This is a genomic window from Luteimonas granuli (genome assembly GCF_007795095.1).
In the GTDB taxonomy this organism is placed as follows: Bacteria; Pseudomonadota; Gammaproteobacteria; order Xanthomonadales; family Xanthomonadaceae; genus Luteimonas; species Luteimonas granuli.
This window is the reverse complement of record NZ_CP042218.1, coordinates 806,301-823,876: the sequence shown is the minus strand read 5'-3', so window position 1 is coordinate 823,876 and position 17,576 is coordinate 806,301. Positions and strand designations below refer to the sequence as shown.

The window sequence follows — 17,576 nt, the reverse complement described above, 5'->3', positions numbered from 1 at the left end:
GACATTGTGCCCAGGTCCGACAGGCGATGCTTCGCCGACTCATCCAGCCCGCCTGCATCGCCTGCCTGATCCTCGCCGCCACCGCCGCTTCGGCCGTCGGGCCGGGCGAGGCCGCGGTCGGTCGTTGCTTCGAGCTGCGCGACAGCCATCCCGCCGCCGCCGTGGCGCACGCGGACGAGGCGCTGGCGGAAAGCGGCCTGACGCCGGACGTGGAGATGAAGCTGCGTGCCTGCCTCGGCCGCTCCCTGGCGCTGACCGGCGACGCAGGGCGTGCGGAAGCCGAAGTCAGGCGCGTGGACGCGCTTCTCGAACAGCACCCGATGCCGCCGGAGTTCGTGCTCCGCGCGATGTCGAACTCGGGCGCGACCCTGCACACCCTGGGCTGGACCCATCGCGCCCTGGACTACTACCGGCGCGCGCATGACGCGGCCACGCGCAGCGACTCCGACGAGGCACAGGCCACCATCCTGGCCAACGTGGCGAGCATCCACAGTGAAACGCTTGGCGCCCACGAACAGGCGGAGGCGCTCTACGCGCAGGCGCACGCCGCGCGCGTCCGCGCCGGTGGTACCACCCCGCTGCTCCCGTACAACCGCGGCATCAACTTCCTCCGCATGGGCCGCCGCCCCGAGGCCCTGGCCCGGTTCAGGGACGCCGAACGCATCGCGTCGGCCGCCGGACACCACGTCGTCGAGTACCGCGCCCGCGCCGAGCGCATCGCGCTGGAGGCCGACGGCGTGACGTTGGCGGCGGCAAGGGAGGCGCTGGCCACCATCGTCCAGGAACAGAAGCGCCTGGACGATCCCGCGGGCGCCGCCACGACGCTGCTGCGGCTCTCGGTACTCGCGCTCCGCGACCAGGCGCCGGACGAGGCGTTGGCGCATGCCGAACACGCGGCGGCCCTGGTCGCGGGCACTGCACCCCGCATCGAACAGCAGGAGGCGCTGGCCGCGAAGGTCGCCGCCCATGCCGCGCAGGGCGACTGGCGCCTGGCCTACGAAGGCGTCCAGGCTCTGCGCGAGAGGGAAGTCTCGAGCCTGCGCCGAGAGACGCTGGACAACCTGGCCGGCCTGCAGGCACGCCTCAACGACACCGAGCGCGAACACGAGGTCCAGCGGCTCCAGGGCGCGCAGCGGATCGAAGCGCTACGCCTGCAGAACGCGCGCCGCCTGCGCAACGTGTGGATCGGCGCCTTCCTGCTGCTGCTGTTGCTTGGTGGTGTGTTCGCCGGCTACCAGCGCCGGGTGAACCGCAGGCTGACCGGACTGAGCCGGGTCGACCCCCTGACGGGCCTGCTCAACCGGCGCGCGGCGACGCACAGCCTGGAGGCCGAATGCGCGGATCCGACGGAAGGCGGCGACCGGCGTGACGTGGTGTTCCTGATCGACATCGACCACTTCAAGGCCCGGAACGACCGCTATGGCCACGCCGCCGGCGATGCCGCGCTGGCCGAGGTTGCCCGGCACCTGCGCGTCTGTTGCCGGCCGGAGGACATCGTGGCGCGCTGGGGCGGCGAGGAGTTCCTGGTGGGCTGCCGCCAGCTGGACCTGGCGCGTGCGCAGCAGGTCGCCGAGCGCCTGCGCACGGCCGTATCCGGGATCGTGCTGGAGGATGTCACGGGCGAGCCGCCGCGGTTGTCGGTGTCGATCGGCTTCGCCTGCTTTCCCTTCTTCCCGGGTGCGGCGGCACCCGGCGACTGGCAGGACGCGGTCGCCCTGGCCGACCGCGCGCTGTACGCCGGCAAGCACGGCGGCCGGGACGCCTGGGTCGGGGTCTGGGGTCGCGCGGGAAGCGACACCGCGATCGCCGACGTGGCCGCGGATCCGGCGGCTCACGTGGAACGCGGCGACGTCGACGTGGTCGCCAGCCGGCTGCCCGTGTGCTGGCGGGCGCCCGCCACCTGAGTGTCGCCCACGGTCTCGTTCAGGAACCCGGGTCCTTCGTCGCCCGCCACGGTCGCGAGCCGTTGACGGTCCCCCGCATCACGCCGCCGTCGACCTGGCCCACGTACCGGTCGCCGCCGATGGTGAACCGGATCCGGGCGCCGTCCATGCGCCCGTCGGCGAGGATCTGCATCGAAGCGCCGTCGCGGAGTACGCCGCCGACCTTCTGGTAGCTCTGCGCGAACTCCAGCGAGCGGCCGCCGATCGACCACATCCCGGCCACCCGGGCAGGCACGATCCACAGCATGGCGTGGCAGTAGGTCGCGCAGCCTTCGGTCACTTCGGCGGTCCCGTCGGGTTCCCAGTCACCCATGTCGAAGGAGTTGGACACGATGCGCGTGCCGGGCGCCATCTCCAGCAGGATCGGCCGCAGCCTGAGATTGAGGGCCGGGAGCAGGAACAGGGTGACGACCGAGGCTTCGGAGAAATCGGATTCGAAGATGTCGGCCCGCTCGAAGCTCGCACGGTCGGCCACGCCCGCAGCCTTCGCGCGCCGCCTGGCCAGCGCCACCAGGTCGGGGTTGAACTCGATGCCGCGGGCCTTCGCGCCGCGCTTCGCGGCGGTGATCACGGTGACGCCGTCGCCCGAGCCGAGGTCGACCAGGCGGTCGCGCGGCGTGAGCTTCGCCATGTCCAGCATGCGGTCGACCATCGCCTGCGACGTCGGCACCCAGACCACGTCCTTGCCGATCTGCCCGACCTTCGGCGTGTAGTCGTGCTTCGCGGACGCGGTGCCGGATTGCGCCATCGCCGCGCCTGCGAGCGTCATCGTGCAGGCGAGCGCGGCGACGAGGATGCTGCGGAGGACGCTCATCGTGGTTCTCCTCTGGAAGGCCGCTGGAACAGCAGGAGCGGCAGGCCCGCCGCCAGCACCGCCAGGCCGACCAGTGCCGCGGACCCCGTGTAGGCGATGCTCGCGTACAGCATGTACAGGCAGGTGAAACAGAAGACCAGCGGCGTGAACGGGTACAGCGGCACGCGGTACGGCAGCCGTCGATCCGGTGCGCGGCGACGCAGGACGAACAGCGCCAGGCCAACCAGCAGCATGAATCCCCAGAACACCGGCGCGGTGTAATCGACCATCGCCTTGAAACCGTCGCGGGTGATGGCACCGAGGCCGATCAGCGCGAGTGCGATCACGGCCTGCACGATCTGTGCGTTCGCCGGCGTCGTGCCGCGCTCCCGCCAGACCCCGGCCCAGCGCAGCACCGTCAGGTCGCGCGCCAGCGCATGGAACACGCGCGAGCCGGTGAGGATGGTCGCGTTGAGGGTCGACACCGCCGCGACCACGACCGCCAGCGTGACGATGACTTCGCCGGTGGGGCCGGCGACAGCGCGCATCATGTCGGCGGCCACCGCGTCCGAGCCGCGCAGCCCCTCCAACCCGAGCACGGACAGCAGCGCCACGTTGGCCAGGGTGTACAGCGTCATCAGGATCAGCGAGCCCGAGACCAGCACCCTGACGACGTTGCGGCGCGGATCCCTGAGTTCGCCGCTGAGGTAGGCCGCCTCGCTCCAGCCCCCGTAAGTGAGCAGCACGAAGATCATCGCCATGCCGGGCGCGGACGTCGCCTGGGTCGTGGCTGTGGCTCCCGGCGTGTTCCCGGCGGCCCCGCTTCCCAGCAGCCCCGACAGGATGATGGCCACGATGGCGCCGATTTCGATGAAGGTGACCACGAGCTGCAGGTTCCTGCCCTGCACGGTGCCGACGACGTTGACGCCGGTGAACAGCACCACCGCGGCCGCGGCATAGAGGGAGGCGCCGTGCGCGCCCAGCGGCGCAAGCTGCGACAGGTAGTCACCGAGTACGAAGGCCACCGCCGCGATCTGCCCGGTCTGGATGACCGTGCACCGGGCCCAGCCGAACAGGACCGCCACCGGCCGGCCCCAGGCGAGCGACAGGAAGTGGTACTCGCCCCCGGTGTCCGGATGCGCGGCCGCCAGTTCGGCGTAGCAGAGCGCACCGACCAGGGTGACCAGCCCGCCCGCCATCCAGACGGCGATGAACATCCAGTCCGAGTCGACGCTGGCCGCGACGATCGAGGGCGTGCGGAAGATGCCGATGCCGACCACCAGCCCGACCATGATCGTGACGGCATGGAAGACCGACAGCACGGCCCGTGGCCGGGAGCCTCCCTGGTCGGTCATGGCCGTTCCGCCGGCCCCACGGATCAGGTCGCCAGCGAGGCGTTGTCGATGACGAAGCGGTATTTCACGTCGCCCGTGAGCATCCGCTCGTAGGCCTCGTTGATCCCGTCGGCGCGGATCATTTCGATGTCGGCCACGATCCCGTGGTCCGCACAGAAGTCGAGCATCTCCTGCGTCTCCGGAATGCCGCCGATCAGCGAGCCCGCCAGCGAACGGCGCTTCAGGATCAGGCTGAAGACGTTCGGCGACGGATGCGGCGTGGCCGGCGCGCCGACCAGGGTCATGGCCCCGTCGCGCTTGAGCAGCGCCAGGAAGGCGTCGAGGTCGTGCGGCGCGGCGACGGTATTCAGGATGAAGTCGAAGCTTTTCCTGTGCGCGCGCATTTCGTCGGCGTTGCGCGAGACCACGACCTCGTTCGCGCCCAGCGCCAGGGCGTCTCCGCGCTTGGACTCCGATGTGGTGAACGCCACCACGTGCGCGCCCAGCGCGTGCGCCAGCTTCAACCCCATGTGCCCCAGGCCGCCGATGCCGACCACCCCGACCTTGCTGCCCGGGCCCACCTTCCAGTGGCGCAGCGGCGACCAGGTGGTGATGCCCGCGCACAGCAGCGGCGCCACCGCGGCCAGCTGGGACTCGGGATGGCGGATGCGCAGCACGAAGCGCTGGTCCACCACGATCCGCTGCGAATAGCCGCCCAGGGTGTGGCCGGGCGCATCGGCCGTGGGCGAGTTGTAGGTGCCGATCATGCCGTCGCAGTAGTTCTCCAGCCCCTCCGCGCACTCGTCGCAGTCGCGGCAGCTGTCGACCATGCAGCCCACGCCGACCAGGTCGCCGGGCTGGAACGCGGATACGTGGTCGCCCACGGCCGACACCCGGCCGACGATCTCGTGCCCCGGCACGCAGGGGAAGACGGTGCCGGCCCACTCGGCGCGGACCTGGTGCAGGTCGGAGTGGCAGATCCCGCAGAAGGCGATGTCGATCTGGACGTCATGCGCACCGGGTGCGCGACGGGTGATGTCGATGGGCTGGAGCGGCTGGTCGCCGGCGTGGGCGCCGTAGGCTTTGACGGTCATGGGATGTCTCTCAGGTCTTCCAGCGTAGTGATCGGTTCAGGATACCTGCGCACCCCCTGGTCACCGGGCTGCGAACATGCCCGCGAGAAGGATGCCTGCCATCAGGATCGACGCCAGAGCGACGAAGCGCCCGACCCTGGTCTGAAGAAGCCACGCGGTCGCGAACGCCGCCCCCGCAGTGACGAAGGTGTTGCCGGTCCTGTGCCAGACGTACCAACCGACGGCGATGCCGAACAGCACATGGACAAGCGAGGTTGACGGCGTGCGTGACTGTCGATCTTCCTCGAGGCATCGTGGGCACTCGATGAGTCGGGGGTCGCGCCAGTGTCCCCTGTTGCACATGATCGGGACCATCACACCCTCCAGCACCTGCTTCCCATCTGCGGAACGCGCCGTCCGGATCAGGACGGACAAGTCTCAAAGGAGTTCTTCTTCAGATGAGTGGGACAGACGCACGGCCGGGCGACCCCCACGAGCTGCATGCCGCCCCTGACTCCGGCAGCAGCGGACGACCGGAGGGCGGCTCCGCCGAAATCTTCCGCGCCTTCCTCAAGCTCGGCCTGACCTCGTTCGGCGGGCCGGTCGCGCACCTGGGCTACTTGCGCGACGAGTTCGTGCAACGCCGCGGCTGGCTGGACGAGGCGCACTTCGCGCAGTTGTTGGCGGTCTGCCAGTTCCTGCCGGGGCCGGCCAGCAGCCAGATGGGCTTCGCCATCGGCCTGTTCCGCGGCGGCTGGCGCGGGGCGCTGGCCGCGTTCGCGGCCTTCACCCTCCCGTCGGCGCTGCTGATGTCCGGCTTCGCCGCCCTCGCGCCTTACCTCGGGCATGGCACCGGTGCGGCCGCCGTGCACGGACTGAAGCTGGTCGCGGTGGTGGTGGTCGCGCACAGCCTCATCGGCATGATGCGGCAGCTGACGCCGGATCTGCCGCGCGCGCTGATCGCCATCGGCACGGTCGCGCTGATCCTGTCGGCGGGCAACGCATGGATGCAGCTGATCGCGATCGCGCTGGGCGGGGTGCTGGGGCTCCGGCTGTGCCGGGACGTGCGCATGCCGGCTGCCGCGACGTTTCCCGTGCGCCTCGGGGTCCGCGCTGCAGGCGGTTTTCTTGCCGTGTTCCTGGCCGGGCTGGGAGCCGCGCTGTGGCTGCCGACTTCGGCCACGCCGACCATCGCCGCGGTGGCGGGCGCGTTCTACCAGGCCGGCGCGCTGGTCTTCGGCGGCGGCCACGTGGTCCTGCCGCTGTTGCAGCACACGGTGGTCGACGCGGGCTGGGTCGGTTCCGACACCTTCCTCGCCGGCTATGGCGCCGCGCAGGCGCTGCCCGGTCCCATGTTCTCCGTCGCCGCCTTCCTTGGCGCCGAGGTTCCGCTGGGCGTGCCGGCGGTGGTGGGAGCGGTGGTCGCCCTGCTGGCGATCTTCCTGCCGGGCTTCCTGCTCCTGCTCGCGGCCTTGCCCGTCTGGGCGCGGCTGGCGCGGCACCGCCTGGCCGCCAGCGCCATGGCCGGGACCAACGCCGCCGTCGTGGGGTTGCTGGCGGCGGCGTTCTACGACCCGGTCTGGACGGGGGGCATGCGCGCGCCGGCGGATGCGGCCATTGCCGCGATCGGCTTCGTCCTGCTAGTGTCCGCGCGGATTTCCGCGCTGTGGATCGTGTTCTGGTGCGTGGGTGCCAAGGTCGCGATGCATCTGATGGGGTAGCGTCGTTGCGCGGACGCGGCGCGCCAACCCGAAGAAGGACACCTGATGCACCCGATGGATATCCATGCGCCTTCCGCGGCCGAAACGCAGTCGCTGCATCGCCTGCTGCAGGACGCGGGGCTGCCCGTCGCCGATCTGGACCATGCGCCCGTCACGTTCCTGGTCGCGTCCGACGCGCAGGGGCTGGCGGGGGCGGTCGGAATCGAGGTCCATAACGGTGCCGGCCTGCTGCGTTCACTTGTGGTCCGCGACGACCTGCGGGGCAGCGGCCACGGCTCGCGGCTGGTGGCGGCCTGCGAGGGTGCCGCGGAGGCCCTCGGCCTTGACTCGCTGACCCTCCTCACGCTGACGGCGGCTCCGTTCTTCGCCCGGCGTGGCTACGCGGTCATCGCCCGCGATGATGCTCCCGAGGCGCTGAAGCAGAGTGCCGAGTTCCGGTCCATCTGCCCCGCCTCCGCCACCTGCATGCACAAGCCGCTGGACTTCCTCAGCCCCAGAGCCCGAACACCACACCGAACAGCATGAACTGCGCCGCGTGGTAGCCGCCGTCGATGAGCCAGAGCCGGAAGCTCCGCTGCGCGAACTGGTAGTTGATGCCGAAGCTCGCGGCCACCAGGCCGATGCCGACCAGTGCGCCCGTCCGCACCGCCGCCGCGAACTCCGGCGACGGCCCCACCAGCACCGCGAAGCACACCGCCGAGACCAGCGAGAAGGCGAAGCTGGCGCCGAACACCTTCGCCGGGTGGCCTTCGCCCACGGCGCCGCCGTTCTCCCGGTTCCAGGCCTTGCCGAAGAGCACGGGCGAATACCACAGCCCGCCCACCAGGAAACTCGACGCTGCTGCGAGCAGCACGATCCAGACATTCATGATTTTCCCCCTTGTTGTTCATGCCGGCCCTGCGCTCAGGCCGGCCTCGCGCCCAGCATGATGACAGCCATGCCCGTCAGGCACAGCCCCACGCCGATCCAGTCGGTGGCCGTGGGTCGCACCGCATCCACCGCCCAGAGCCACATCAGCGCGACGCTGATGTAGACGCCGCCATAGGCCGCGTACACGCGCCCGGCCGCCTGGGGATGCAGGGTCAGCAGCCAGGCGAACGCCGCCAGGCTGAGCGCCGCCGGCACCAGCAGCCACGCGGATCGGTCCTGTTTCAGCCACAGCCACGGCAGGTAGCAGCCGATGATCTCGGCCAGGGCCGTGACGATGAACAGTCCGAGGATCTTCAGGATCTCCACGCGCTGGCTCCGGCCGGCGGCGCCCCGGCGCCCCGTGGCGGGTATGCTTGCACGTCCGCAGGACGCGCAGGGAAGGGGGGCGCGTGCAGGACGCAGCACAGACACGGGCCGCCGTCGCGGCCGCCACCGTCACGGACGCTGACGCCGCCAGCGATGCCGCCACCGACGCCTTCATCGCGCGCTGGGAGGGCGTCACCGCCTCCGAGCTCTCGACCTCGCAGAGCTTCCTGATCGACCTCTGCCGCCTGCTCGACGTGGAGGTCCCGCACCCCACGCCCGAACAGGACTACATGTTCGAGCGCCCGATCACCTTCCGCCACGGCGACGGCGGCCGCAGCGCCGGGCGCATCGACCTGTACCGCCGCGGCGCCTTCGTGCTCGAGTCGAAGAAGGTGCGTCTGGGCGCGCATACCAAGGGTTTCGACGACGCCCTGCTGCGCGCCCGCAGCCAGGCCGAGGCCTATGCCCGGGCGCTGCCCGCCGACGAGGGCCGGCCGCCGTTCGTGGTGGTGGTGGACGTGGGCCAGCGCATCGAGCTGTATTCCGAGTTCAGCCGCTCCGGCGGCACCTACGTCCCGTTCCCGGACCCGCGCAGCCACCGCATCGCCCTGGCCGACCTGCGCCGCCCGGAGCTGCGCGAGCGCCTGCGCCGCGTCTGGACCGATCCGCTGGGCCTGGACCCCAGCCGCGAATCCGCCCGCGTCACCCGCCAGATCGCCGACCGCCTGGCGACGCTGGCGCGCAGCCTGGAGCAGGGCGGCTTCGATGCCGAAGCGGTGGCCCAGTTCCTGATGCGCTGCCTGTTCACCATGTTCGCCGAGGACGTGAAGCTGCTGCCGGCCCACAGCTTCCGCGACCTGCTGGCCCGCCATGGCGAACAGCCCGACGTCGCCATGCGCATGCTCGCCCAGCTCTGGCGCGACATGGACGCCGGCGGCTTCTCCGCCGTGCTGGCCGGCAACGTGCTGCGCTTCAACGGCAAGCTGTTCAAGCAGCCCGACACGCTGCCGCTGGACGCGGCCCAGATCGCCCTGCTGCTCGACGCCGCCCGCGCCGACTGGAAGCACGTGGAGCCGGCGATCTTCGGCACCCTGCTGGAGCGCGCGCTGAGCCCCAAGGACCGCCACAAGCTCGGCGCCCACTACACCCCGCGCGCCTACGTCGAGCGCCTGGTGCTGCCGACCGTGATCGAACCGCTGCGGCGCGAATGGAGCGACGCCCAGGCCGCCGCCGGCACCCTGGCCGACGAAGGCAAGGCGGACGAGGCGATCGCCGAGCTCAAGCGCTTCCACCACCGCCTGTGCACCGTGCGCGTGCTCGACCCCGCCTGCGGCTCGGGCAACTTCCTGTACGTGACGCTGGAGCACCTGAAGCGCCTGGAAGGCGAGGTGCTCAACGCGCTGGACGAACTCGGCGACCGCCAGACCGGCCTGGCCCTGGGCGGCGAACGCGCGGACGCCGCCGCCGGCGAGACCGTGGACCCGCACAACCTGCTGGGCATCGAGCTCAACCCCCGCGCCGCCGCGATCGCCGAAGTGGTGCTGTGGATCGGCTACCTGCAGTGGCACTACCGGACGCGCGGCGACGTGCACCCGCCGCAGCCGGTGATCCGGGATTTCCGGAACATCGAGAACCGGGATGCGGTGCTGGCGCATGACGGCGTGGAGTTCGTGACCGACGAACGCGGCGTGCCGGTGACGCGGTGGGACGGGGAGACGATGAAGGTGTCGCCGGTGACCGGGGAGCAGGTGCCGGACGAGGCGGCGCGGAAGCCGGTGGAGCGGTATCGGAATCCGCGGAAGGCGGCGTGGCCGGAGGCGGATTTCGTGGTGGGGAATCCGCCGTTTATCGGTTCCAAGCGCATGCGTGAGCTGCTTGGGGACGGCTATGTCGATGCGTTGCAAGAAGCATGGCCAGAAGTGCCCCAGGCAACCGACTTCGTGATGCGTTGGTGGCATCACGCAGCTCTACTTGCCCGGAAGGGTGCTATCCAACGCTTTGGCTTTATCACGACCAACAGCTTGCGGCAAGCGTATGTCCGCCGCGCGGTCGAGCCGCATCTTAAAGGCGAGCCGCCGCTCTCGTTGGTTGCTGCGATACCTGACCATCCTTGGGTAGACACCGCAGACGGTGCTGCGGTGCGTATCGCAATGACGGTGGGTGAGGGTGGTCGCAGAACGGGTAGAGTTGGAGCGGTAGTCGAGGAGCACGGCGAGGCAAGCAGTGGAAGCGATGACCTCGTCGCAGCCATGTCGACGCGGACGGGACGAATCAATGCCGACCTCACAGTCGGCGTCGATGTGACTCAAGCCCGTGCACTGCGTGCCAATGCCGAACTGAGTTCAGTCGGCATGAAGACTATTGGCGCCGCCTTTCAAATAGATCGCCAGTCCGCGGTCGGTCTGGGGCTATTCTCGATTCCGGGTTTGGAAGCGCATGTTCGTCCATACATCAATGGTCGCGATCTCTCACAGACGCCACGAGAAATTTTCGTCATCGACTTCTACGGTTTGGAGGCCGAGGAAGTGCGAGCGCGATACCCAGCCGCTTATCAGCATCTGCTGGAACGTGCGAAGCCGGAGCGGGACCAGAATCGCAATGCGCTTTTCCGAGATCGATGGTGGGTGATCGGGCATCCTCGTCAGCAATTCCGAGCGGCGACTGAAGAACTGTCGCGCTACATCGCGACGCTGGAAACGTCGAAGCATCGCTTCTTCAGCTTTCTGCCTATCGATAAGACACCCGATAGCTCGCTTGTAACCATTGCCGATCCGAGAGGAGAGACTCTCGGTGTTCTGTCGAGCGTGCTTCACGTTGTGTGGGCGCTTGCCACCGGCGGGCGTTTGGGCGTCGGAAATGACCCTCGTTACAACAAATCTCGCTGCTTCGAAACTTTCCCTTTTCCCAACCTCAACGCCGCCGACAAGTTCGGTGGGCCGGTCGGGGTCTCCCTTGTCAACGCCGACGGCACCACAGGCGAGGTAAGAACGTTCGGCGAATACCCTTCCGATCGGATCTGCAAGCTCGCAGAGGAGCTCGACGCCCACCGCAAGCGCCAGCAGTCCGCCCATCCCGGCCTGACCCTGACCGGCATGTACAACGTGCTCGACAAGCTGCGCAGCGGCGAGGTGCTGACCGCCAAGGAGCGCACCATCCGCGAGCAGGGCCTGGTCTCCGTGCTGCGCCAGCTACACGACGAGCTCGATGAGGCCGTACTCTACGCCTACAACTGGGGCGACCTGATTCCGCTGCTGCGCGTCGCCCACGGCAACGAGTCGCCCGACACGCTGCAGCAGTTCGCTGAAGCCGAACGCGACCTGCGGCCGACCGAGCGCCCTCTCGATGGTGGCCCCGCGTCCACGCGCGAAGAAGCCAAGCGCGCCTTCGAAGAAGCCGTCCTCGAACGCCTGGTTGCCCTCAACGCCGAGCGCGCCGCGGAGGAAGCCCGCGGGCACATCCGCTGGCTTCGCCCGGAGTTCCAGAATCCCGAAGTGGCGCGCGAGAAGGCGCCAGAGCAAGCCCGGTTCACAAGTGACGATGCTGGGGAAGCAGCAGAGAAGATCGATGAATCGTCGGTCCCCCTGGCGGTCAAACCCCTGCCATGGCCGAAGGACACCGTGGACCAGGTGCGGGCCGTTGCCGACCTCCTTGCTGCGAGTCCGGTGCCGCTCTCAATCGATGAGATCGCCACAAGGTTTACTGCGCGCGGGCCGTGGAAGAAGCGGCTGCCCAAGCTGGTGGAGATGCTCGTGGCGTTGGGGAGAGCGCAGGAGCAGGAGGGTGGCTATGTCGCAGGTTGATTGCGCAATTCCTTGCTCACCGGGTCATGCGGTCGCTGCGCTTATGGCGACCCATGTTCACCGCGACATACCGCAATGTCCGGGGCGGTATTGCATACCGTCTCATCCATGAACTGTAGTGCGACCTTTACCGCTCGCAACTGCAGCATAGTCAACGTTATGCGTCAAGGAAAAATATGCGCGTCCGAAAGATAAAACTCACGCAATTCAAGCGTTTCGACGACCTGACAATTGATCTTGGGGATGATCCGCGCAAGCTTGTTGCTCTGGTAGGGCCGAACGGTTGCGGAAAGAGCTCCGTGTTCGATGCCTTCGAGATTCAGATGAAGAACTATCGAAGCCGGGGGAATGAGGATCACGATTATTTCTCAAAAAGTAAATTCTCAATTGATGAGAGTCTGCGAAACACCCCATACAACCAACATCAAGCGGTTCAGATCGAAACCACTACCAACGCTTTCGGCATCAAGAGCTTCTACATTCGAACAGCCTATCGATTCACATCCAAGATCAAGGTTGATCACATTGCACAAGTTCCAGGCATCCTCGAGCATCGAGATGAACCTATCAGCACGATTGCCCTAGATACGAGACTTGAAAGCAATTACAAGCGCCTACTCGGCACCGCGTATTCCGAATTTTTCAGGGGCGAAAAAGCTGGAAGCGAGGTGAAGGACCAATTGATCGGAAAGATCAATGCCATTCTCAACAAGATCATCGATGTAGAGATCTCCGATCTAGGCGATATCTTGAACGGAAGGGGGCAGCTCTACTTCAAGAAGGGAAATTCGCACAACTTCCCCTACGCGAATCTTTCATCTGGCGAGAAAGAGGTGATTGATATCATTGTCGACCTTCTCGTGAAGATCCCTGAGTATGACGAGTCTGTCTTCTGTATTGACGAGCCAGAGCTTCATCTGAATACAGCAATACAACGCAAGCTACTGGTAGAGATTGAAAAGCTGATACCGGAAAACTGCCAGCTTTGGGTTGCGACCCACAGCATCGGGTTCCTGCGGGCAATGCAAGAAGAGCTCGCTCATAAGTCACAGATTTTGGACTTTTCGGAGAAGGAGTATTTCTCCGGCTCGCATGTCATTATGCCGATCGCTCCTAACAGAACGAACTGGCAACGAATATTTTCTACTGCACTGGAAGACCTGACGGGGTTGGTGAGCCCCCGAGTTATCGTCTACTGCGAGGGACGAGATCTTCCGGGAGCATCTGGCAATGAGCGCGGTTTGGATGCGCGGGTCTACAACACCGTCTTTTCCTCTGCGCGGCCCGACACGTTGTTCATATCGAGTGGCGGTAACACTGAACTTGACCAGCGTAGCGACATAGCTATTCGCATTCTTGGAAAGGTTTTTACAGATCTATCGATCCTGGTACTTAAAGATCGCGATGTAGCCTCGGGAGCCCGCGCCACCATGCGCGATCGGGAGATATACCTACAGAACAATCCTCCCAATCATCGTGTCCTGAACCGCTTTGAGATCGAGAACTACTTGTTCGACAAGGAAGTACTCGCAAAGTACTGCGCCGCTACCGGAACTGAGTTTGATGAACGTGCTTATGATTCGTTTGTGACGGATATCGTCAATCAGAATGTCAAGGATGAGATTGGACGAATCAAGGCGGCTTGCGGCATAAGCACGAGCATCAACGCGGAGGTTTTTAAGCTGAAGCTTGCCGTGCACATTACTCCCGATACGCAAGTGTTTTCTGAGCTTGAGCAGTCGGTGTTCAACCGCGAATGACGCATAACAATTCGTCCAAGCCGACGCCGCTTCGCGGCGCGGCTTAACTCAGGTGTTAGGGGGGGGGCGCGGATGACTTTGCATGCAAGCAAAAAGAACAGCCGCAGCCGCGTGGACAAAGCGGGTCGCGAGCTTGTCGCTGCAGCTGAAAGCAGTGAAGTGCCCGAGGATTCCCTCGCTATCATCAACAACTGGCGGTCGTTCCATACGTTCCCGCTCAACTCTATAACTGTTGTGCTTAAGCAAAAAGCTCGGCGAATTCAGAACGATGCACTCGTAGTGCAGCGATTGAAGCGCGCGCGTTCCATTTTGGGAAAGCTCGTTCGGGAACAGAGCATGCGCTTGACTCAAATGCAAGATATAGGCGGCTGCCGCGCAGTATTTAGCTCTATTGAGTCCGTTTATCGGTTAAAAGAGTCTTACCTCGACAATAAAGGGCAGTACGAGGTAGTCCACATTGATGATTACATTCGCGCACCTAAGCAGTCAGGCTACCGCAGTCTGCATCTGGTTCTGAAGTACAAGAGCAAGAAGTATCCGCAGTACGATAATCTTTTGCTAGAAGTTCAGGCTCGCACTCTCACGCAGCACGCTTGGGCAACCGCGGTCGAAACTGTCGGCGCCGTTCTTGGGCAGGCGTTGAAGTCAAGCGAGGGAGAAGATGCTTGGCTCTCATACTTTCAGAACGCGTCGCTTGCGCTTGAATACGTAGAGAAGCCAATCTTTACTACAATTATTCCACAGTCACTCGGCACGATCGCTCGAAATCTTGCTGCATTGGACAAGAAACTCCAAGTTGCCAAGAAGCTAAACTCGTACCGAGACGCGCTTCGGGCGACAGAAAATACGGCGCTCCGAAAGGACGGCTATTTTCTCTTGATTCTTCTTCCTGCCCAGCCAGAGTTGCAAATATTCTACTTTGCAAAGCGAAACGCCGAGGATGCGTACCGCGAGTACGAGCGATATGAACGGCTGTTACCTTTGCAGCCAGACGAACCGCAACTGCCACTTTTTCCTGACCTCGCGAACTACACAGGCGCCCAAGCGGTCTTGGTGGGAGCGGAGTCCTTCAAGTCGCTACGGGACTCCTATCCCAACTATTACCTAGATACTGAGCATTTCTTGAATAACGTGGAGAGTTTCGTGCGCAAGTATCGGCGGGCCCCCTGATTCATTCAAGCCGTTGCTGCTGCGCGGCATGGCTTAATTCTGGCGTTAGGCGCAGCACCGCGCGCCTAATCGCACATTAAGCTCAAACACTGTGCTTGGGGAGAAGAGACAAGTGAAGAATCAAATCGCGGCATCGATTTTCTTGACCATGCTTCTATCAGGTTCTGCGTCAGCGGCTGACGTTACTTACCTTACATGCGATGTCCCAGGTAGCGATGGCAATCCTGGTCGTGTCTTTGACTTCACCTTGGACGAAGCGAGCAGCACTGTCACCTTCTACGTTAAGGACGCGAACGCGACAAATGTTGAGAAGGCTGTGTTCGGACCTGAGACGATAACGTGGGGTAGCAACTCCAGGTTCACATCGGTCGCGCGAACAATCGATCGTGTTGACCTCACCTTTAGTGAGGAAACGGATATCGCTGGCGTCAAGAAGAGTCACAAAGGGAGCTGCGTAGTTAAGAGCCCGTGGGCGCGGAAAATCTAATCAGCTCCGGCTAACAATTCATTCAAGCCGGCGCCGCTTCGCGGCACGGATTAATTCTGGTGTTAGCCGTAACAATCGACCTGGGCGACTAGCTGTGTAAACCCAGGACGTTGTTCAGTGGAAGCTGGAGACGGCTGATTGGGGGTTGGTATCCCAGGCTGGCATGCGGCCGGTGCCAGTTGTACTGGTGCAGCCAGCGAGGAAGAGCGTGCCGGCGCTGCTCCGAGCTGTCGTAGGAACGGGCATAGGCCCATTCGCGCAAAGCGGTCTGGACCAGGCGTTCGGCCTTGCCGTTGGTGCGCGGCGTGTAGGGCCGGGTGTAATGACCCAGCGGTTTCTGCACAGGTCAGGCCGCTAAAGCATAAGCCTCGGCGGGGGTCTTCATGCCCAGCGCCTGGTGCGGGCGCCGGTGGTTGTAGAACTGGATCCAGTCGCCAATGACGCGGCTGGCGTGCTGCTGGCTCTCGAAACGGTGGCGGTGCGCGCACTGCTCCTTCAGCGTCCGGATGACGCGCTCCACCATGCCGTTCTGCTGCGGGCAGTGCGGGGTGATGAACTCCTGCCGCAGGCCGTAGCTGCGCACGAGCCGCGTGTAGTCGCGGCTGGTGAACACCAGGCCGTTGTCCGAGCGCAGCAGGAAGGGACTCTGCACCCGCCCGAGGGTCCCGAAGCGGGTGATCAGCGCCTGCTCCAGTGCCGCGGCCGCGGTGCTGGCCTTGCCGCTGCGCGAGAGATGCCAGCCGAGCAGCTGCCGGGTATAGCAGTCGATCACCAGGGCCAAGGTCAACCAGTTGTCGCTGCCACCCCAGATCCGGCACAGGTCGGTCGCCCAACGTTCGTCGGGCGCTTGCGCCACCGACGGCAACGCCTGGATCCGGGGGCGACAGCCAACAGACCGTTTGCGGACCTGCCAGCCCATCAGCTGGAAGATCCGCTGTACCGTGTTCTTGTTCATGTCCAGGAGCCCCGCCACTGTCCGGTAGCCGAACGACGGCTCGGCCTCGATCAGTGCCTTGATCGGCTCCGCCAGCTCCGGCCGGACCTTGGGCGGCGCCTTGGTCGGCTGGTAGTACACGGTCCGCCGCGCCACGCCGAACCACCGGCACAGCTTCACCATCGAGACCTCGAACCCATCGTCCCGCAGTCCCTGCTGGATCGAGACCATCAGGTCTCGTCCTTGCCCAACAGGGACGCCAATTTTTTCGGGCGCGCAGCTCCAGCATGGCTTCGCCGTAGGCTTCCTGGAGGTCCTTGAGCTGACGCTCGTACTGTTCGCGTACGTCCTCGGGCTTCGCCCGCAGGGCGTTCTCCATCCCCCGCTTGCCGTCCTCGACCCAGCTCTCGATCTCGGACGGCGTCAGGTCGAACTGCCGGCTGGCCTCGGCCACTGTCGTCTTGCCCTGGATGATCTCCAGAACCAGCGCCGACTTCCGCCGTGCCGTCCAACGCTTGATCTCTTCTTCCATCACTTGGCTCATCGTGCTCTCCGTGAAAAGGTAGCACCTGAGCAGGAAATCACTGGGTCATTACACCAGCGCCAAGGCATCGGCGCTTGGGCCGTGCGGCAGGCGCGGGCGATCGCGCGGCAGCGCGGCCATCCGCGGCTGCAGCTGCGCGTCTACGCGGAGAACCCGGCGCGTGCGCTCTACGCGCGCCTGGGGTTCGCGGAGGAGGCGGTGATCGATGGAACCCTGCACATGGCCTGGGTGGCATCGCGATCCGGCGCGGCGTGAGCGGCAGGCCCGGGCGGCACCTACAATCCGCCGATCCTTTCCGGCCATCCCCGCACCAGGAGCCCTGACGTGAGCCAACGCATCAATCTCGGCAGTTCCCCGCCCGGCCTGTTCCCGGCGATGCTCGAGCTGGAACAGCGCATGTCGGCGGCGGTGGCGGCGGCCGGCCTCGCCGACGGCTTCGCGCACCTGCTGCGGCTGCGCGCTTCGCAGATCAACAAGTGCGCGTACTGCGTGCGCATGCACGCGCGCGACGCGCTGGCCTGTGGCGAATCCGCCGACCGCCTGGCGCTGGTCGCGGCCTGGGAGGAGGCGGGCTGCTTCGACGCCCGCGAGCGCGCCGCGCTGGCCCTGGTGGAGGCGATCACCCTGGTTGCCGCGGACCAGGTGCCGGACGCGGTCTACGCGCAGGCGGTGGCGGTGCTGTCTGGCGAGGAGATCGCCGCGGTCGAATGGCTGGCCGTGGTCATCAACGCCTGGAACCGCATCGCGATCGCCGGCCGCACGGTCGAGCCGTAGGCGCTGG

General features: G+C 65.7%; 15 protein-coding genes and 2 pseudogenes. 8 read left to right on the top strand and 9 right to left on the bottom strand.

The genetic code is table 11. The features are described from left to right. The first annotated feature begins 26 nt into the window (after positions 1-26). Positions 27-1,904, top strand: coding sequence for a GGDEF domain-containing protein (locus FPZ22_RS03755; protein WP_168198928.1), 1,878 nt, complete (start codon positions 27-29; stop codon positions 1,902-1,904). A gap of 19 nt (positions 1,905-1,923) precedes the next feature. Here the strand turns inward: FPZ22_RS03755 and FPZ22_RS03750 are convergent, their stop codons facing one another. The 4 genes from FPZ22_RS03750 to FPZ22_RS13575 are packed head-to-tail and all read right to left on the bottom strand — an operon-like array spanning position 1,924 to position 5,578. Then, on the bottom strand, positions 1,924-2,757 hold the full coding sequence (locus FPZ22_RS03750; RefSeq protein ID WP_144890489.1) for an SAM-dependent methyltransferase: 834 nt from the start codon (positions 2,755-2,757) through the stop codon (positions 1,924-1,926). Further along, positions 2,754-4,091, bottom strand: a complete 1,338-nt coding sequence (locus FPZ22_RS03745) for an APC family permease (RefSeq protein ID WP_144890486.1) — start codon at positions 4,089-4,091, stop codon at positions 2,754-2,756. Before FPZ22_RS03745 ends, FPZ22_RS03750 begins: the two co-directional genes overlap by 4 nt. Before the next feature lie 23 nt (positions 4,092-4,114). Next, positions 4,115-5,164: an NAD(P)-dependent alcohol dehydrogenase gene (locus FPZ22_RS03740; protein WP_144890483.1), complete on the bottom strand. Its 1,050-nt coding sequence runs from the start codon at positions 5,162-5,164 to the stop codon at positions 4,115-4,117. Positions 5,165-5,224: 60 nt separating this feature from the next. After that, positions 5,225-5,578, bottom strand: a complete 354-nt coding sequence (locus tag FPZ22_RS13575) for a hypothetical protein (RefSeq protein ID WP_168198927.1) — start codon at positions 5,576-5,578, stop codon at positions 5,225-5,227. A gap of 23 nt (positions 5,579-5,601) precedes the next feature. On the opposite strand from FPZ22_RS13575, the gene chrA reads away from it, so the two are divergent. Continuing rightward, positions 5,602-6,864 carry a chromate efflux transporter gene (gene chrA / locus FPZ22_RS03730; RefSeq protein ID WP_144890478.1) on the top strand — a complete coding sequence of 421 codons (1,263 nt, stop codon included), beginning with the start codon at positions 5,602-5,604 and terminating at the stop codon, positions 6,862-6,864. Between the two features lie 54 nt (positions 6,865-6,918). Further along, positions 6,919-7,389, top strand: a complete 471-nt coding sequence (arsN2, locus tag FPZ22_RS03725) for an arsenic resistance N-acetyltransferase ArsN2 (protein WP_168198926.1) — start codon at positions 6,919-6,921, stop codon at positions 7,387-7,389. On the opposite strand, the gene FPZ22_RS03720 is transcribed toward arsN2, so the two are convergent. Then, positions 7,352-7,732, bottom strand: a complete 381-nt coding sequence (locus FPZ22_RS03720; RefSeq protein WP_144890472.1) for a DUF1761 domain-containing protein — start codon at positions 7,730-7,732, stop codon at positions 7,352-7,354. The two genes, arsN2 and FPZ22_RS03720, sit on opposite strands and share 38 nt — an antisense overlap. Positions 7,733-7,767: 35 nt before the next feature. Beyond that, on the bottom strand, positions 7,768-8,091 hold the full coding sequence (locus tag FPZ22_RS03715; protein WP_210412730.1) for a YnfA family protein: 324 nt from the start codon (positions 8,089-8,091) through the stop codon (positions 7,768-7,770). A 92-nt stretch (positions 8,092-8,183) separates the two neighbouring features. Between FPZ22_RS03715 and FPZ22_RS03710 the strand changes: the two genes are divergently transcribed. The 3 genes from FPZ22_RS03710 to FPZ22_RS03700 all read left to right on the top strand — a co-directional run bounded on the left by FPZ22_RS03710 (position 8,184) and on the right by FPZ22_RS03700 (position 14,830). Continuing rightward, positions 8,184-11,900 (top strand): class I SAM-dependent DNA methyltransferase, encoded by a 3,717-nt coding sequence (locus tag FPZ22_RS03710; protein WP_246120926.1) that lies wholly within the window; start codon positions 8,184-8,186, stop codon positions 11,898-11,900. A gap of 176 nt (positions 11,901-12,076) precedes the next feature. Then, entirely contained in the window at positions 12,077-13,660 is a 1,584-nt protein-coding gene (locus FPZ22_RS03705) for an AAA family ATPase (RefSeq protein WP_144890468.1), read from the top strand. 72 nt (positions 13,661-13,732) lie between these two features. After that, positions 13,733-14,830 (top strand): RelA/SpoT domain-containing protein, encoded by a 1,098-nt coding sequence (locus FPZ22_RS03700; RefSeq protein ID WP_144890465.1) that lies wholly within the window; start codon positions 13,733-13,735, stop codon positions 14,828-14,830. A 575-nt stretch (positions 14,831-15,405) separates the two neighbouring features. Here FPZ22_RS03700 and FPZ22_RS03695 read toward each other — a convergent pair. The 3 genes and pseudogenes from FPZ22_RS03695 to FPZ22_RS14220 form a co-directional block, all read right to left on the bottom strand. After that, a pseudogene (locus FPZ22_RS03695) lies at positions 15,406-15,636 on the bottom strand (integrase core domain-containing protein); the annotation flags it as partial. Positions 15,637-15,663: 27 nt separating this feature from the next. After that, on the bottom strand, positions 15,664-16,482 hold the full coding sequence (locus FPZ22_RS03690) for an IS3 family transposase (protein WP_168198922.1): 819 nt from the start codon (positions 16,480-16,482) through the stop codon (positions 15,664-15,666). Then, positions 16,482-16,795 (bottom strand): annotated as a pseudogene (locus FPZ22_RS14220) (DUF1153 domain-containing protein). Before FPZ22_RS14220 ends, FPZ22_RS03690 begins: the two are co-directional and overlap by 1 nt. Here FPZ22_RS14220 and FPZ22_RS13570 point away from each other — a divergent pair. Both FPZ22_RS13570 and FPZ22_RS03675 read left to right on the top strand, forming a co-directional pair. Then, complete coding sequence (locus FPZ22_RS13570) at positions 16,787-17,050, top strand: GNAT family N-acetyltransferase (protein ID WP_281287425.1); 264 nt, start codon at positions 16,787-16,789, stop codon at positions 17,048-17,050. The pseudogene FPZ22_RS14220 and the gene FPZ22_RS13570 overlap by 9 nt on opposite strands. A 69-nt stretch (positions 17,051-17,119) precedes the next feature. Beyond that, entirely contained in the window at positions 17,120-17,569 is a 450-nt protein-coding gene (locus FPZ22_RS03675) for a carboxymuconolactone decarboxylase family protein (protein WP_246120925.1), read from the top strand. Positions 17,570-17,576: the final 7 nt, after the last annotated feature.

What these genes read in the sequence shown, in the direction of transcription:
- FPZ22_RS03705 (WP_144890468.1), top strand. Translation starts at nt 12,077, where the DNA reads ATGCGCGTCCGAAAGATAAAACTCACGCAATTCAAGCGTTTCGACGAC.
- chrA (WP_144890478.1), top strand. Translation starts at nt 5,602, where the DNA reads ATGAGTGGGACAGACGCACGGCCGGGCGACCCCCACGAGCTGCATGCC.
- FPZ22_RS03750 (WP_144890489.1), bottom strand. Translation starts at nt 2,757, where the DNA reads ATGAGCGTCCTCCGCAGCATCCTCGTCGCCGCGCTCGCCTGCACGATG.
- FPZ22_RS03690 (WP_168198922.1), bottom strand. Translation starts at nt 16,482, where the DNA reads ATGGTCTCGATCCAGCAGGGACTGCGGGACGATGGGTTCGAGGTCTCG.
- FPZ22_RS03745 (WP_144890486.1), bottom strand. Translation starts at nt 4,091, where the DNA reads ATGACCGACCAGGGAGGCTCCCGGCCACGGGCCGTGCTGTCGGTCTTC.
- FPZ22_RS03740 (WP_144890483.1), bottom strand. Translation starts at nt 5,164, where the DNA reads ATGACCGTCAAAGCCTACGGCGCCCACGCCGGCGACCAGCCGCTCCAG.
- FPZ22_RS03720 (WP_144890472.1), bottom strand. Translation starts at nt 7,732, where the DNA reads ATGAATGTCTGGATCGTGCTGCTCGCAGCAGCGTCGAGTTTCCTGGTG.
- arsN2 (WP_168198926.1), top strand. Translation starts at nt 6,919, where the DNA reads ATGGATATCCATGCGCCTTCCGCGGCCGAAACGCAGTCGCTGCATCGC.
- FPZ22_RS03700 (WP_144890465.1), top strand. Translation starts at nt 13,733, where the DNA reads ATGACTTTGCATGCAAGCAAAAAGAACAGCCGCAGCCGCGTGGACAAA.
- FPZ22_RS03755 (WP_168198928.1), top strand. Translation starts at nt 27, where the DNA reads ATGCTTCGCCGACTCATCCAGCCCGCCTGCATCGCCTGCCTGATCCTC.